Annotated in this window: 14 protein-coding genes; 8 read left to right on the top strand and 6 right to left on the bottom strand. The window is 72.9% G+C overall.

Going from position 1 to position 13,075, the window contains the following annotated elements; translation table 11 throughout:
• Nucleotides 1-37 precede the first annotated feature (37 nt).
• Nucleotides 38-1,309, top strand: coding sequence for a zinc-dependent metalloprotease (locus ACN27C_RS13185; RefSeq protein ID WP_422751246.1), 1,272 nt, complete (start codon nucleotides 38-40; stop codon nucleotides 1,307-1,309).
• Nucleotides 1,310-1,418: 109 nt separating this feature from the next.
• On the opposite strand, the gene ACN27C_RS13180 is transcribed toward ACN27C_RS13185, so the two are convergent.
• Nucleotides 1,419-2,090: a hypothetical protein gene (locus ACN27C_RS13180; protein ID WP_422751245.1), complete on the bottom strand. Its 672-nt coding sequence runs from the start codon at nucleotides 2,088-2,090 to the stop codon at nucleotides 1,419-1,421.
• A gap of 112 nt (nucleotides 2,091-2,202) precedes the next feature.
• Complete coding sequence (locus ACN27C_RS13175) at nucleotides 2,203-2,724, bottom strand: M48 family metallopeptidase (protein ID WP_120573257.1); 522 nt, start codon at nucleotides 2,722-2,724, stop codon at nucleotides 2,203-2,205.
• A gap of 473 nt (nucleotides 2,725-3,197) precedes the next feature.
• On the opposite strand from ACN27C_RS13175, the gene ACN27C_RS13170 reads away from it, so the two are divergent.
• From ACN27C_RS13170 to ACN27C_RS13160, 3 genes are all read left to right on the top strand, one after another.
• Nucleotides 3,198-3,365, top strand: coding sequence for a DUF5679 domain-containing protein (locus ACN27C_RS13170; RefSeq protein ID WP_007464795.1), 168 nt, complete (start codon nucleotides 3,198-3,200; stop codon nucleotides 3,363-3,365).
• A 178-nt stretch (nucleotides 3,366-3,543) separates the two neighbouring features.
• On the top strand, nucleotides 3,544-4,656 hold the full coding sequence (locus tag ACN27C_RS13165) for a hypothetical protein (protein ID WP_162959306.1): 1,113 nt from the start codon (nucleotides 3,544-3,546) through the stop codon (nucleotides 4,654-4,656).
• Between the two features lie 10 nt (nucleotides 4,657-4,666).
• Nucleotides 4,667-6,013 carry an ABC1 kinase family protein gene (locus tag ACN27C_RS13160; protein ID WP_120573255.1) on the top strand — a complete coding sequence of 449 codons (1,347 nt, stop codon included), beginning with the start codon at nucleotides 4,667-4,669 and terminating at the stop codon, nucleotides 6,011-6,013.
• A 349-nt stretch (nucleotides 6,014-6,362) separates the two neighbouring features.
• Here the strand turns inward: ACN27C_RS13160 and ACN27C_RS13155 are convergent, their stop codons facing one another.
• The 3 genes from ACN27C_RS13155 to ACN27C_RS13145 form a co-directional block, all read right to left on the bottom strand.
• On the bottom strand, nucleotides 6,363-6,728 hold the full coding sequence (locus ACN27C_RS13155; RefSeq protein ID WP_013288404.1) for a WhiB family transcriptional regulator: 366 nt from the start codon (nucleotides 6,726-6,728) through the stop codon (nucleotides 6,363-6,365).
• 132 nt (nucleotides 6,729-6,860) lie between these two features.
• Entirely contained in the window at nucleotides 6,861-7,115 is a 255-nt protein-coding gene (locus ACN27C_RS13150; protein WP_120573254.1) for a hypothetical protein, read from the bottom strand.
• Between the two features lie 129 nt (nucleotides 7,116-7,244).
• The gene (locus tag ACN27C_RS13145; RefSeq protein WP_422751244.1) at nucleotides 7,245-9,368 is read right to left on the bottom strand and encodes an ATP-dependent DNA helicase UvrD2; all 2,124 of its coding nucleotides are present in this window, start codon (nucleotides 9,366-9,368) and stop codon (nucleotides 7,245-7,247) included.
• A 91-nt stretch (nucleotides 9,369-9,459) separates the two neighbouring features.
• Between ACN27C_RS13145 and ACN27C_RS13140 the strand changes: the two genes are divergently transcribed.
• The gene (locus tag ACN27C_RS13140; RefSeq protein WP_018784736.1) at nucleotides 9,460-9,702 is read left to right on the top strand and encodes a mycoredoxin; all 243 of its coding nucleotides are present in this window, start codon (nucleotides 9,460-9,462) and stop codon (nucleotides 9,700-9,702) included.
• A 58-nt stretch (nucleotides 9,703-9,760) separates the two neighbouring features.
• Here the strand turns inward: ACN27C_RS13140 and ACN27C_RS13135 are convergent, their stop codons facing one another.
• Nucleotides 9,761-11,014, bottom strand: a complete 1,254-nt coding sequence (locus ACN27C_RS13135) for an MFS transporter (RefSeq protein WP_422751243.1) — start codon at nucleotides 11,012-11,014, stop codon at nucleotides 9,761-9,763.
• 204 nt (nucleotides 11,015-11,218) lie between these two features.
• Between ACN27C_RS13135 and ACN27C_RS13130 the strand changes: the two genes are divergently transcribed.
• From ACN27C_RS13130 to ACN27C_RS13120, 3 genes are all read left to right on the top strand, one after another.
• On the top strand, nucleotides 11,219-12,199 hold the full coding sequence (locus ACN27C_RS13130; protein WP_121686386.1) for a helix-turn-helix domain-containing protein: 981 nt from the start codon (nucleotides 11,219-11,221) through the stop codon (nucleotides 12,197-12,199).
• A gap of 71 nt (nucleotides 12,200-12,270) precedes the next feature.
• The gene (locus tag ACN27C_RS13125) at nucleotides 12,271-12,510 is read left to right on the top strand and encodes a DUF397 domain-containing protein (RefSeq protein WP_120573249.1); all 240 of its coding nucleotides are present in this window, start codon (nucleotides 12,271-12,273) and stop codon (nucleotides 12,508-12,510) included.
• 196 nt (nucleotides 12,511-12,706) lie between these two features.
• Nucleotides 12,707-12,976 (top strand): hypothetical protein, encoded by a 270-nt coding sequence (locus tag ACN27C_RS13120; protein ID WP_120573248.1) that lies wholly within the window; start codon nucleotides 12,707-12,709, stop codon nucleotides 12,974-12,976.
• The last annotated feature ends 99 nt before the right edge of the window (nucleotides 12,977-13,075 follow it).

Raw genomic sequence — 13,075 nt, 5'->3', positions numbered from 1 at the left:
GCGCGACCTGCGGCGGGGCCCGCGTACCGTAGAGGTCGTGCCTGATATTCCGTTCGGCTTCGCGCTCCCGGGTGGTCAACCACCAGACCCCAACGATCCCGCGGCGATGCAGCAGTTCATGTCGCAGTTGCAGCACCTGCTCTCGGCGCCGGGCAGCGGGCCGGTCAACTGGGACCTCGCCCGGCAGGTAGCCGCCAGCCAGCTCGCCGCCGCCGGCGACCCGGCGGTGTCGCCGTTCGAACGCAACGCGGTCGAGGAGGCGCTGCGCATCGCCGACCTCTGGCTGGAGCCGGCGACCTCGTGGCCCTCCGGCATCCGCACCTCGGTCGCCTGGAACCGCAACGAGTGGATCTTCAAGACGCTCGACGTGTGGCGCAAGCTCTGCGACCCGGTGGCCAGCCGGATGGTCGGCGCGATGGGCGACCTGGTGCCGCCGGAGGCCCGCGCCCAGCTCGGCCCGATGCAGTCGATGGTCGCCACGCTCGGCGGCGCCCTCTTCGGCGGCCAGCTCGGCCAGGCGCTCGGCTCGCTCGCCGCCGAGGTGCTCTCCGCCGGTGACATCGGCCTGCCGCTCGGCCCCGCCGGCACCGCCGCGCTCGTCCCCGCCAACATCAAGGTGTACGGCGAGGGCCTGGAGCTGCCCGAGGACGAGGTACGCCTCTACGTGGCCCTGCGCGAGGCCGCCCACCAGCGGTTGTTCCAGCACGTGCCGTGGCTGCGCGGGCACGTCCTGACGGCGGTGGAGAACTACGCCGCGGGCATCCGGGTCAACCGGGAGGCGATCGAGGAGGCGATGGGCCGGGTCGACCCGACCGACCCGGAGTCCATGCAGGCGATCGCGCTGGAGGGCATCTTCACGCCCGAGGACACGCCCGCCCAGAAGGCGTCGCTGGCCCGGCTGGAGACCGTACTCGCCCTGGTCGAGGGCTGGGTCTGCCACGTCGTCGACAGTGCCGCCGGTGACCGGCTGCCCAACGTCGTACGCCTCGGCGAGGCGTTCCGCCGCCGCCGCGCCGCGGGTGGCCCGGCGGAGCAGACGTTCGCCGCGCTCGTCGGCCTCGAACTGCGGCCCCGCCGCCTGCGTGATGCGACGGTGCTGTGGGCGGCGCTGACCGAGCACCGCGGCATCGCCGGCCGGGACGCGGTCTGGGGCCATCCGGACCTGCTGCCCTCCGACGACGACTTCGCCGCGCCGGAGGCGTTCGCCACGACGAGCACCGATCTCGACGACGAGCTGGCGAACTTCGACTTCTCCGCCCCGGGCGCTCCCGAGGAGAAGTCCCCGGGCGAGGACGACGACAAGCGCTGACACCGTCTACCCCGTCGATCTTGCAGTTGTGACCCTCGGAATGTCCTGAAAGCGGCTTCTGTCGGGTGCCAAACTGCAAGATCGGCGGGCCGGGAACGGAGGGTGGGGGTCAGACGGGTCGGCCGGAGAGCAGGGCTCGGGTGGCCTCCCAGCCCTCGACGGCTGGATCGAGCGCAGCAAGGTCGGCCGGGCCGCGCATGCGGTGCCAGCCGGCGGTGACCGCCACGTCCCCGGGGCTCGGTGCCGCCCGCCGCACCTCGGCCGGTTCGGTCGTGTCCAGGTCCAGCGCGGGCAGCCACGCCGGTACGGGCAGCCGCGCCGCCACCCCCAGCAGCCCGGTTCCGCTCCCCTCGACCGGGGCCACCGCCACCGGCCGGGTGGTGAGCGGGCGCAGCAGCTTGCCGAGCGTCAGCCCCGGCAGGTCCGGCGCGTCCGCCACCACCACCGCCACCTGGTCGTACCGGACCGCCCGGTCGCCGGTGACCGCCGCCTCGCCCGTAGTGGCCGCCAGCTCCTGCCCTGACGCCTTCCCGGCCAGCGCCGCGAACACCGCGTTCGGGGTCGGCTCGGGCACCTCGTACACCTGGGTGCCGGGCCAGACCACGGCGTCGGCCAGCCATCGGTCCCCGGCGGTGACCGCCACGGCGGTCTCCACCTCGTTCAGCGTGGCGAGCAGGTCGACCACGTCCTCGGCGAGCGCGGTACGCCATCGCGCCGGGTCGATTCCGGGCGGCGACCAGGTCACCGGGCCGAGCAGCGCCACCACCACACGTCGCGACATTCGCCGACCTTAACCCCACCCCCGCGCGGGCCCGCGCGCGATCATGAAGTTGGCGGTGACGAAGCGGACGGAACGCCGGTCCAACTTCATGATCGACCGCGACGGGCGGGGGTCAGGGGATGGCGGCGGTGGCGGCTACGCCCTCCAGGTAGCCGCGGGCGCGTTCCGACCTGGGGTAGCGGGCCACCAGCGCCCAGAACTCTGCGTTGTGGCTGGGCACGATGAGGTGCGCCAGCTCGTGCAGCAGCACGTAGTCGATCACCCAGTCGGGCATGTCCTGGACCCGGTGCGAGATCCGGATGGTGCGGTCGGCGGGCGTGCAGGAGCCCCAGCGGCCGTTCTGGTTGGTCACCCAGCGGACGCTGGCCGGCGCGGCGGCCGACCCGTACTCGGTCAGGTAGAGGTCGATCAGGCGGGCGGCTCGGGCGAGCAGTTCGGCGTCCGAGCGGGCCAGCCTGCCCTCGCGGGCGGCGAGCCGGGCGAGCATCCGGTCGACCCACTCGCTCTCCTCGGCCCGGGAGAACTGGTCGGGGATGAGCACGACGACGCGCTCCCCGTCCCGGTACGCGGACACCGTGCGCCGCCGACGCTGGCTGCGCCGCACCTCGACGACGGGCTTCCGCGTCACGGCCATTACCGGTCCGCGCAGCCTCGGTTGACTGTCACGATGGAAAGCTAATGCGTACTGACCAGGACTCCGCAAGAGTCAACACGACGACACGCGCCCGGAAAGTGGCGGTTGGTTGTCAGGAGTCCGGAAAAATTCTTTGCGACGGTAGCTGACCATCACCTGACCGGCCCTGTTCACGTTAAGTGATCTACGACGAGTGACAGTCGGCGGGGCCACGCGAAGCGGATCTGGGTGCATTCATCCGGCGTGTCCGCGCGAAACTGACTTATCCGACGTTACTCGGCATGCACACTCTCGACGTCGACTTGCTCACAGAGTCGGCGCACAGCTGACATGGAACCGCCCAGACCTGGGTAGGGTCCGCCAACCACGGTCAGGTGACTGACCGCGGAGAACCCCCCGGCGCCGGGCCACGCGTGGACCGCCGCAGGGAGACCCGCCGGGACACCTCCGGCGGACGAGACGAGGAGGCTACCGTGGCCGACCAGGCCCAGACCTACAACGGTTACTGCGTGAAGTGCAAGGAGAAGCGGGACTTCGAGGGGCACGTGGAGGTCTCGAAGACCGGCATGAACATGGCCAAGGGCAAGTGCCCGGTGTGCGGCACAACAGTGAACCGCATCCTGGGTAAGGCCAAGGTCTGACCCGTACGGCCGACACGGGGGAGGACGGCCGGTGGCCGTCCTCCCCCGTCGTGTAGCCGACAGAGTTACCGGCTAGTTGTGGAAAACCGGCGAGATCCTGTGGACAACGCTGGCCACGGCTCGCCGCACCTGTGGACAACGAGCCACGGAGCGCGTGGAGACGGTCACGATCAGTGGCGTGACCGATCCGACGCCGCTCGTCCGTCCCGTCCTGCTGCCCGGCCTGACCCGGCTCTGGCGCGACCGGCACACGCTCCAGCTCGGCGAGCCGCCCGGCCGCGCGGTGCTGCTGGAGATGTCCTCGCCGGGGACGGCCCGCCTGCTCGACCTGCTCGACGGCACCCGCAGCGAACGCGCCGTGCTGGCCGGGGCGGGCGCCGCCCGGGTTCCGCCCGATGAGGCACGCGCCCTGCTCGACACGCTCCGGGGCGCCGGGCTGGTGGTGCCGGCGCAGGCCCTGCTCCCCCGTGACCTCACCGGCCCGGCCCGGGCCCGGCTGGCCGCCGAGGCCGCCGCGCTGGCGCTCGCGTCGCCCGACCTGCCCGGCACACCGGCGCGGCTGCTGCGCCGCCGCCGTGCCGCCCGGGTGCTGGTCACCGGCACGGGACGGCTCGGCGCGGCGGTCGCCGTCGCGCTGGCCCAGGCCGGGGTCGGGCACGTCGTACCCGATCTGGCCGGCCCGGTCGGCGCCGGTGACCTGGTCGGGACCGGCCTGACCGCCGCGGAGCTGGGCCGGCCGCTGGCCCCGGCGGTACGCGCGGCGCTTGCGCGGTGCGCGCCCGGAACGGTCACCGGCCCGTCCCGGCCGGCCCGGCCGGATCTGGTGGTGCAGCTCGGCGTCGACCGTCCGGCCGAACTGCTCGCCACCGGGTACGCCCGCCGGCGCCAGCCGCACCTGCTGCTCGATTTGCGGGGCGGCGTACCGGTGGTCGGTCCGCTGGTCCGCCCGCCCGTCGGTCCCTGCCTGCGTTGCCTCGACCTGCACCGCGGCGACCGGGATCCGGACTGGCCCGCGCTGGCCGCCCAGCTCGCCGCCGACCGGGGCGAGCGGGCCTGCGCCGCCGCCACCGGGCTCGCCGCGGCGGCCTTCGCGACGGCCGAGGTGCTGGCCCAGCTCGACGGCGCCCAGCCGGAGACGCTCGGCGGCGCGGTGGAGATCCGCGGTCCGGGTCGGGTCCGCTACCGACGGTGGCCGCCGCACCCCTCCTGCGGTTGCTGCCGGCGTCGCCCGATCCGGTCGGCCCCGACCGCTACCGGCCGCACGGCAGCAGCGGAGGCCCCGAGTCGGTAACAATGGCCGGGTGACCGACATCCCGCGCCGGGCCGTGTCCCGCACCGCCAAACTCGCCGCCCTGCCGCTCGGGTTCGCCGGTCGAACCGTCCTCGGCATGGGCAAGCGGGTGACCGGCCTCGCGTCCGACGTCATCTCCGCCGAGATCCAGCAGCGCACCGCCGAGCAGTTGTTCAGCGTCCTCGGGCAGCTCAAGGGCGGGGCGATGAAGTTCGGCCAGGCCCTGTCGGTGTTCGAGGCGGCGCTGCCCGAGGAGGTCGCCGCGCCCTACCGGCAGGCGCTGACCAAGCTCCAGGAGGCTGCCCCGCCGCTGCCGGCGGCGACTGTGCACAAGGTGCTCGCCGAGCAGCTCGGCCCGGACTGGCGCGACCGGTTCGTCGAGTTCGACGACACCCCGGCCGCCGCGGCGAGCATCGGTCAGGTGCACCGGGCGGTCTGGCGCGACCCGGGTTACGAAGCGGCAGGCGGCCCTCGGCACCGGGACGTGGCCGTGAAGATCCAGTACCCGGGCGCCGGTGACGCCCTGCTGGCCGACCTCAAGCAGCTCTCCCGGCTCGGCGGCATGTTCCGGGCCATCCAGCCGGGGCTGGACGTGAAGCCGCTCCTGGCCGAGCTGCGCGAGCGCATCACCGAGGAGCTGGACTACGAGCTGGAGGCGGAGTCGCAGCGGGCGTTCGCCGCCGCGTACGCCGACGACCCGGACATCTTCATCCCGGAGGTGCTCGACGCCGCGCCACGGGTGCTGATCACCGAGTGGGTGGAGGGCATCCCACTGTCCCAGATCATCCGGGAGGGCACCGAGGAGCAGCGCGACGAGGCCGGCCGGCTGATGGCGGAGCTGCACCTGTCCGCGCCGGAGCGGGCCGGGCTGCTGCACGCCGACCCGCACCCGGGCAACTTCCGGCTGCTGCCGGACGGCCGGCTCGGCGTGATCGACTTCGGGGCGGTGGCCCGGATGCCGCAGGGCACGCCCGAGCCGATCGGCCGGATCGCGGCGCTGGCGCTGCGCGGGGACGCCGACGCGGTGGTGGAGGGGTTGCGCGCCGAGGGCTTCGTCAGCCGCACCGAGTCGATCGACGCCCCGGCGGTGCTGGACTTCCTGCGTCCGATGCTGGAGCCGATCGCCGCGGACGAGTTCCGCTTCACCCGGGCCTGGCTGCGCGGCGAGGCGACCCGGCTGGCCAGCCCTCGCTCCCCCGCCTACCAGCTCAGCCGGCAGCTCAACCTGCCCCCGTCGTACCTGATGATCCACCGGGTCACGCTGGGGTCGATCGGGGTGCTCTGCCAGTTGGAGGCGAAGGCGTCCTACCGGTCGATCCTGGAACGCTGGCTACCGGGCTTCGCGCCGGTGGCCTGAGCGCGGCCGGCCGGAAGCGGGCCGGCGAGCGGGCGGGGCCGGCGACGAGCACGGCGAAGGGGCGGTGACCTGTCGGTCACCGCCCCTTCCTCACGCGATCGTTCTACAGAACGCCCAGGTCGCGGGCCGACTGGCTGCGACCCCGCATGGCGACGGTACGGGCGGAACGGGTTGCCTCAGTGCTCGTGGTGTTGCGACCGGCCTGAGGCCGGCGCATTCGGGCCCTGGACAACGCTTCGTGGAGTAGTTGCATCTCGAATCCGTTCGGCAGGTTCAGCATCAGAATTTCTCTCTCAGGTCGGCCGGTGGAGGGACACCGGCATCGGTTCGGGCTCGGAACGTAGGTGTGTCAGGCTGCCAGCCGGACGGAGCTTCGCGACTCGGACAGCCCGCTGGCCGCCAGTCGCGCCTCCGCCTCGACCCGGAGCTGCGCGTCTCGGGCGAGGTCCTCCTTGCGCGGACGGCCACGGGGCCGCTTGCGCGGGACGACCGCGCCACGCTCGAAGATCTCGCCGCCCCAGACGCCCCAGGGCTCGGCTCGCTCCACCGCCCCGGCCAGGCACTCGACGCGCAGCGGGCAGTCCCCGCAGAGCGACTTGGCCAGCTCGAGCTCGGCAGGCGAGTCGGAGAACCACAGGTCGGGGTCGAACTTCCGGCAGGGCAGGTTCGCCTCCACGTCGACGCTCACGTCGAGCGGGGCCAACGCCAGACTCATCCTCCGGTCACCTCTCTCTCACTTCGATCTCGTGGATCGCATTCCGACGTACTTCGGCGGGACAAAAAACTGAGGCCGCGGATCCCGGTATGCGGGTTCCGCGGCCTCGAGGTGAGCCGGTGGTCTGATGGATCAGACCGGTCTACCTCGAGGTGGAACACCGCGGACATCCGTGCGCTTCTTGGCGCCATCGATGCCCTTGCCCGCGAAGCCACTGGTCCCCTCGACTCCGGCGATCGGCGCAACGGTCAGGGTCAGCTCGGCCTGAACCTGAACCTGGTGCACCTGCGGAGCCGACGGTCGAGCGGCGAGGGCCACCCGGACAGCCGACAGCGGAGCGACGGCAGACGGCATCGCCGCAAGACGCTCATAAGTGAAGATCTTCATTGGTGCCACCTCCCTACTCTCCTCGTGCCGACCGTGGACTCATCCCCTTTGAGCAGCCAGAACGGCGCCGCTCGCGAGGTGTGTCATGAGGCTATTCCTCGCCCTCGGGCGAGGGCAAACGATTTACGGCTACTTTTCAGAAGTTTTCTGTGGGCAGACAGCGTCGACCGTGGCGCCCGCCACCAGGGCGAGCACCGTATCCCCATAAAGACCGACTTTTCGGGGCCCGATCCCGGCGATCGCCACCAGCTCCTCCGTGCGGCCGGGCTTCCGCTCGGCCAGCGCGGTGAGCGTGGCGTCGGTGAAGACCACGTACGCCGGCACCTTCTGCGCGCCCGCCACCCGCTGCCGCCACTCGCGCAGCCGCTCGTACAGTTCCTCGTCGATGTCCGACGGGCAGGTCGGGCAGCGGCCCAGTTTGCGGTCCGCGCCGGCGAGCAGCGTGGCGCCGCAGATCCGGCACGAGACCACCTGCGGCCGGCGCCGCTCGGCCCGCCGCGCCGGCCCGGCGCCGCCGGCCCGCTCACCGCCGCCGGACCGGTCGAGCTGGGGCAGGAACCGGGAGGGACGCCGGGCCCGCCCGCCCGGCGAGCGCGCGGTGGCGTACGACAGCCAGAGCCACTCCCGGGCTCGGGTGATCCCGACGTAGAGCAGCCGTCGTTCCTCCTCGACCTGTTCCATGGTCTTCGCGTACGTGGTGGGCAGCGTGCCCTCGGCCAGCCCGACCAGGAACACCGCGTCCCACTCCAGCCCCTTCGCCGAGTGCAGCGACGCGAGCGTGACGCCCTCGACGGTGGGCACGTGCTGCTGGGCGGCCCGCCGGGCGAGTTCCTCGGTGAACCCGGTCAGGCCGGGATCGTCCTCGGCTTCCGCCGCGTACTCCTCGGCGAGCTGGACCAGCGCGGCGAGCGCCTCCCACCGCTCGCGCGCGGCGCCGCCCGGCGGGGGCGAGTCGGGCGCCCAGCCGACGGCGGTGAGCGCCTCGACCACGGTGGCCGGCAACGGGGTGCCCGGGTCGGCCGACCGGGTGGCGGCACGCAACGCGATCATCGCCTGGCGCACCTCGGGCCGCTCGAAGAACCGCTCCGCGCCCTGGAGCACATACGGCACGCCGGCCTCGGAGAGCGCCTTCTCGTACGCCTCGGACTGCGCGTTGGTGCGGAACAGCACCGCGATCTCCCGCGCCGGGGTGCCGCCCGCCACCAGCGCCCGGCAGCGCGCGGCGACCGCGTTCGCCTCGGCCGGCTCGTCGGTGAAGATCCGCAGTTCCGGCTCCGGGCCGGGCCGGCGCTGGCCGTGCAGCTCCAGCCGAAGCCGCGCCTCGGCGCCCCGGGCCTGCGAGATCACCGCGTTGGCGAGCCCGACCACCTGCGGGGTGGAGCGGTAGTCGCGGACCAGCCGGACCACAGTCGCGCCCCGGTGCAGGCGGGGGAAGTCGACCAGGTACGACGAGGTGGCGCCGGTGAACGAGTAGATCGTCTGGCTGGCGTCGCCGACCACTGTCAGGTCGTCCCGGCCGCCCAGCCACGCCTCCAGCAGCCGCTGCTGGAGCGGGTTGACGTCCTGGTACTCGTCGACCACGAAGTGCCGGTACTGGCTGCGCACCTGCTCGGCCACGTCCGGGTGCTCCTCGATGCCCCAGACCGCGGCGCGCAGCATGTCCTCGAAGTCGATCACCCCGTTGCCGCGCTTGAGCCGCTCGTACGCGTCGAACACGTCCGCCACCCGGGCCGGCTCGTACGGCGTCTCGCGCAGCGCCTTGGCCGCGGCCACGACGTACTCCCCGGGCTCGACCAGCGACGACTTGGCCCACTCGATCTCGGCGGCCAGGTCCCGCGCGGCGGCCCGGTCGGCGCGCAGGCCGACCTTGGCGGCGGCGAGTGTGACCACCCGCACCTTGCTGTCCAGCAGTTCCGGCATGGCCCGCCCGGCCAGCAGCCGGGGCGCGAAGTAACGGACCTGCCGCAGCGCCGCCGCGTGGAACGTGCGTGCCTGCACACCCTGCACCCCGAGCACGCCGAGGCGGCTGCGCATCTCGGCTGCGGCGCGGGCGGTGAACGTGACCGCCAGCACATGCCGGCCGGCGATGTCGCCGGTCAGCGCCCGGTACGCGATCCGCGACGTCACCGCCCGGGTCTTGCCGGTGCCGGCGCCGGCCAGGACGCAGACCGGGCCGGCCGGGGCGGTCACCGCGGAGCGCTGCTCCGGATCCAGCCCGGCCAGCACCCGTTCCGCCGCTGAGTGAACGCCCACAGCACGGAATCATCCCAGCATCGTGTGACGTTGCAGCGATTAGCCTGGCCTGATCGGACCGGGCGCGAGCCACCCCTTGGAGGACCAGACCATGCTGACGATGTATTCCACCCCGTGGTGCGGCTACTGCCACCGGCTGAAGTCGCAGCTCGACCGGGAGGGCATCGCGTACGAGGTGGTCGACATCGAGCAGGACCCGACGGCCGCGGACTTCGTGATGAGCGTCAACGGCGGCAACCAGACCGTCCCGACGCTGCGCTTCGCCGACGGCAGCGCCCTGACCAACCCCTCGATCACGCAGGTCAAGCAGCACCTGGCCGCGCTGCCCGGCTGATCCGCCCGCGACGCCACGAGCGGCCGTACCCGATCCGGGTACGGCCGCTCGCCGTCGTTCAGGACCCGCCGCGGCTGAGCACGCCGTCGTCGGCGGGTTTGCGGGGCGCCGGGATCCGGACCGGTCCGGATCCCGGCGTGGTCAGCCCGCGGCCCCGCCACAGGTAGAGGCCGGCCGCCGTGGTGACGGCCCCCACCAGGGCGAACAGCAGCCGGTAGTCGAACACGCCGACGAGCAGCGCGCCGGTGCCGATGGAGAGCGCCTGCGGCCCGCTGACCAGCGCCTCCGACGCGGCGGTCACCCGGCCGAGCAGCCGCGGCGGCGTCCGCCGCTGGATCAGCGTGTTCAACCCCACCATGGTCAGCGGCAGCGAGAGGCCGGCCAGCAGCAGCGCCACCACCCCGAGCCACAACCGGGGGTACGCCAGCGCCAGCGCGGCCGGCCCGAAGAACGTCACGCCCGCGGCGAGCGCGCCGACCTCGCCGAACCGGCGGACCACGGCGGCCGAGAACAGGCCGCCGACCAGCCCGCCGACGCCCTGCACCATGACCAGCACGCCGACGAACGCGGCGTCGCGGTGCAGGCCCAGATCGACGTACGCGAAGATCAGCGACTCGGTGAAGCCCATCACCAGCGAGCCGAGCCCGTACCCGAGCAGCGCCCGGCGCAGCGCCGGCTCCCCGGTCAGGTGGCGCAGCCCGGCGCCCAGCTCGGACGGCCCGCGGCTACCGGAGCGCGCCGGTGTGCCCTCCTCCACGCGCAGCCGCGCGACCACCGCCGCCGCGGTCAGGAAGCCGGTCATGGCCAGCAGGACCAGCAGCCAGCCGCCCACCGCGGCGTACACACCGGCCCCGGCCAGCGGCCCGATCAGCCGCAGGCCCTGCCGGACGGTCTGGAGCAGCCCGTTCGCGTCGGCCAGCAGGTCGGCCGGAACCAGATGCCGGATCAGTCCGTTGAGCACGGCGGTGAGGGTGATGTACGAGAGTCCGTAGAGCGCGGCGACCACGTAGATCACCCAGACGTCGGAGCGGTCCCGGACCGTGAGCAGCGGGCCGAGCAGCACTGCCGCGACCAGGTTGGCGGCGATGAAGAACTGTCGCCTGCGGTAGCGGTCGACCACCCAGCCGACCAGCGGGGCGAGCGCCATCGGCGCGATGACCGCGAAGATGGTCGCCCCGGCCATGCTGTCCGAACCGGTCAGGTCCTTGACCCAGACGGCCAGGGCGAGCAGCAGGACCGACTCCGCAGCCATGCTCGCGACGAGCGCGGCGAACAGCAGGCGGAAGTCGGGGCGGCGCAGGACGGTGCGCATCGGTTCCCTCCGGCGGGGGTGCGCCACCAGGGGCGCGTCGGGGGCGGGCGCTGGTGAAGGCGCCCTCCACAGTCCTCTTTTTGTCTCGTGACACGCCCTTGCCGGAACCTCCGGCGCCGGTCGCGCCGTCCATACTGACCGTGGGGGGCGAATTTCATACAGTTACCGTCGCGTCAAGCGACGGTCGACGGGAAAGAGGACGCCGTGCCTCCTGCCGTACCAGGCCCGATTCTGCGCCGCCGTCGACTCGGCACCGAGCTGCGTCGGCTCCGCGAACAGGCCGGTCTGACCGGTGACCAGGTCATCGAGCGGATCGGCTGGGCCTCCGCATCCAAGTTGTCCCGCCTGGAGAACGGCCGCAGTCGTCCCGACCCGGACGACGTGGACGTGTTGCTGACGCTCTACGGCGCCGACGAGGAGCAGCGCGCGGAACTGACCGGGATCACCCACGAGGCCGGCGACATGCGCGGCTGGCTGCGCAACTTCCCGGTGATGACGCAGCAGCAGCGCGCCTTCGCCGAGCTGGAGGCCGGCTGCGCGGAGATCTCCGAGTACAACCCGGTGCTGGTGCCGGGGCTGTTGCAGACGCCCGGGTACGCCCGGCACCGGATCATGTCCGCCGCGCAGGTCGCCGCCGAGGCCGGCGACCCGGAGAGCGAGGATCCGGAGACCGAGGTACGCGCGCGGCAGGCCCGCCAGTCGCTGCTGACCCGCTCCCCCGAGGTGCCCCGCTACACGGCGGTGCTGGAGGAGGCCGCGCTCGGCCGGCGGGCCGGGCCGCCGGAGGTGCTGCACGAGCAGCTCGTCCACCTGTGCGAGATGGCGCTGCTGCCGAACGTGACGCTGCGTCTGCTGCTGCGGGACACGCGGGTCGGCGACTGGTACCTTCCGCCGACCGCGTTCTCGGTCTATCGGTTCGCCGATCCCCTCGATCCGGAGACACTCGCCATCGAAGGTGGGTTCACCGACGTCATGTCGACCGAGGTAAACACCCTAAATCGCTATAAAGTGGTGTTCGAGTGGCTATGCTCGTCGGCACTCTCCGCATCGGACACCCTCTCCTGGTTGATCGAGGCGACGGGACGGCTGACCGGCACGGCAGTCGAGTCCACGGTGGCGTACGGGCCGGCAACGGCGCCGACCCAGCGACGCCGGGACTCGGGGCGCCTCACCACGGAACGGTGATCCGGTACGGGCACCGTCCGCGCTCCGGCGTCGCTCGGTCCCATCGGAGCACCTCACCAGGAGCAAGCACCATGAACGAGATCCACACCAGCACGACCGCACTGTCGGGACGGCTCGCCGGCGCAGCCTGGCGCAAGAGCACCCGCAGCCAGACCTCCAACTGCGTGGAGGTCGCGCCGCTCGACTCCGGGCCGGCCACAGTGGCGCTGCGGGACAGCAAGGACCCGAGCGGACCGGTCCTGCTGTTCGACCGGGCCGGCTGGCTCGGCTTCCTCGCCGGCACGAAGAGCGGTCAGTTCGATCTGGACTGATCCGGCGAACCACGGGGGGCCGTCGGCGCGAGCCGGCGGCCCCTCGCGCGTCCATCCCCGACAACGGTGCTGACCTGGGATCCCCCGATCGGTCGAGCTGGCGCGTTCCCCTTGCCGGGCGGACACATCGGCGTAACATGACGCGGGAGTGACGTGGAAGTTCCAGCGTGTAACCGCCGATTGTCCGGGGGACACCATGCGGTTCCTGATCGTCCGCACCGAGATCCGTTCCGTCGCCGACGCCGACATCGCCGCCGCCTGGGCGGGCGGGGGTCGCCTGCGGGACGAGACGAGCACGCCGGAACCCCGCCGCCAGGTCGTCCACGCCGAGGACCGGGACGCCGCACTCCTGCTCGCCCGCGCGCTGTCCGCGGTCGGCGCCGTGCGCGCGGGCCGGCACCGGGTCAAGGTGCTGCCGATCGAGGAACCCGCCCCCGGGCACCCGTACCGCTGGGACGGTGGATGACCGGACGCTGACGTCCGTCGTGGCCGGACCGGCCTCCCCCGCCGCTTTCCTGCCTCACCCGGCCCCGACGGCACGTGTTCCCGACCCGGACCGTCGCGG

Origin of the sequence: Micromonospora sp. WMMD1219, assembly GCF_049315215.1 — a bacterium.
GTDB classification, from domain to species: Bacteria; Actinomycetota; Actinomycetes; order Mycobacteriales; family Micromonosporaceae; genus Micromonospora; species Micromonospora tulbaghiae.
This window is presented reverse-complemented; position numbering and strand designations above follow the sequence as displayed.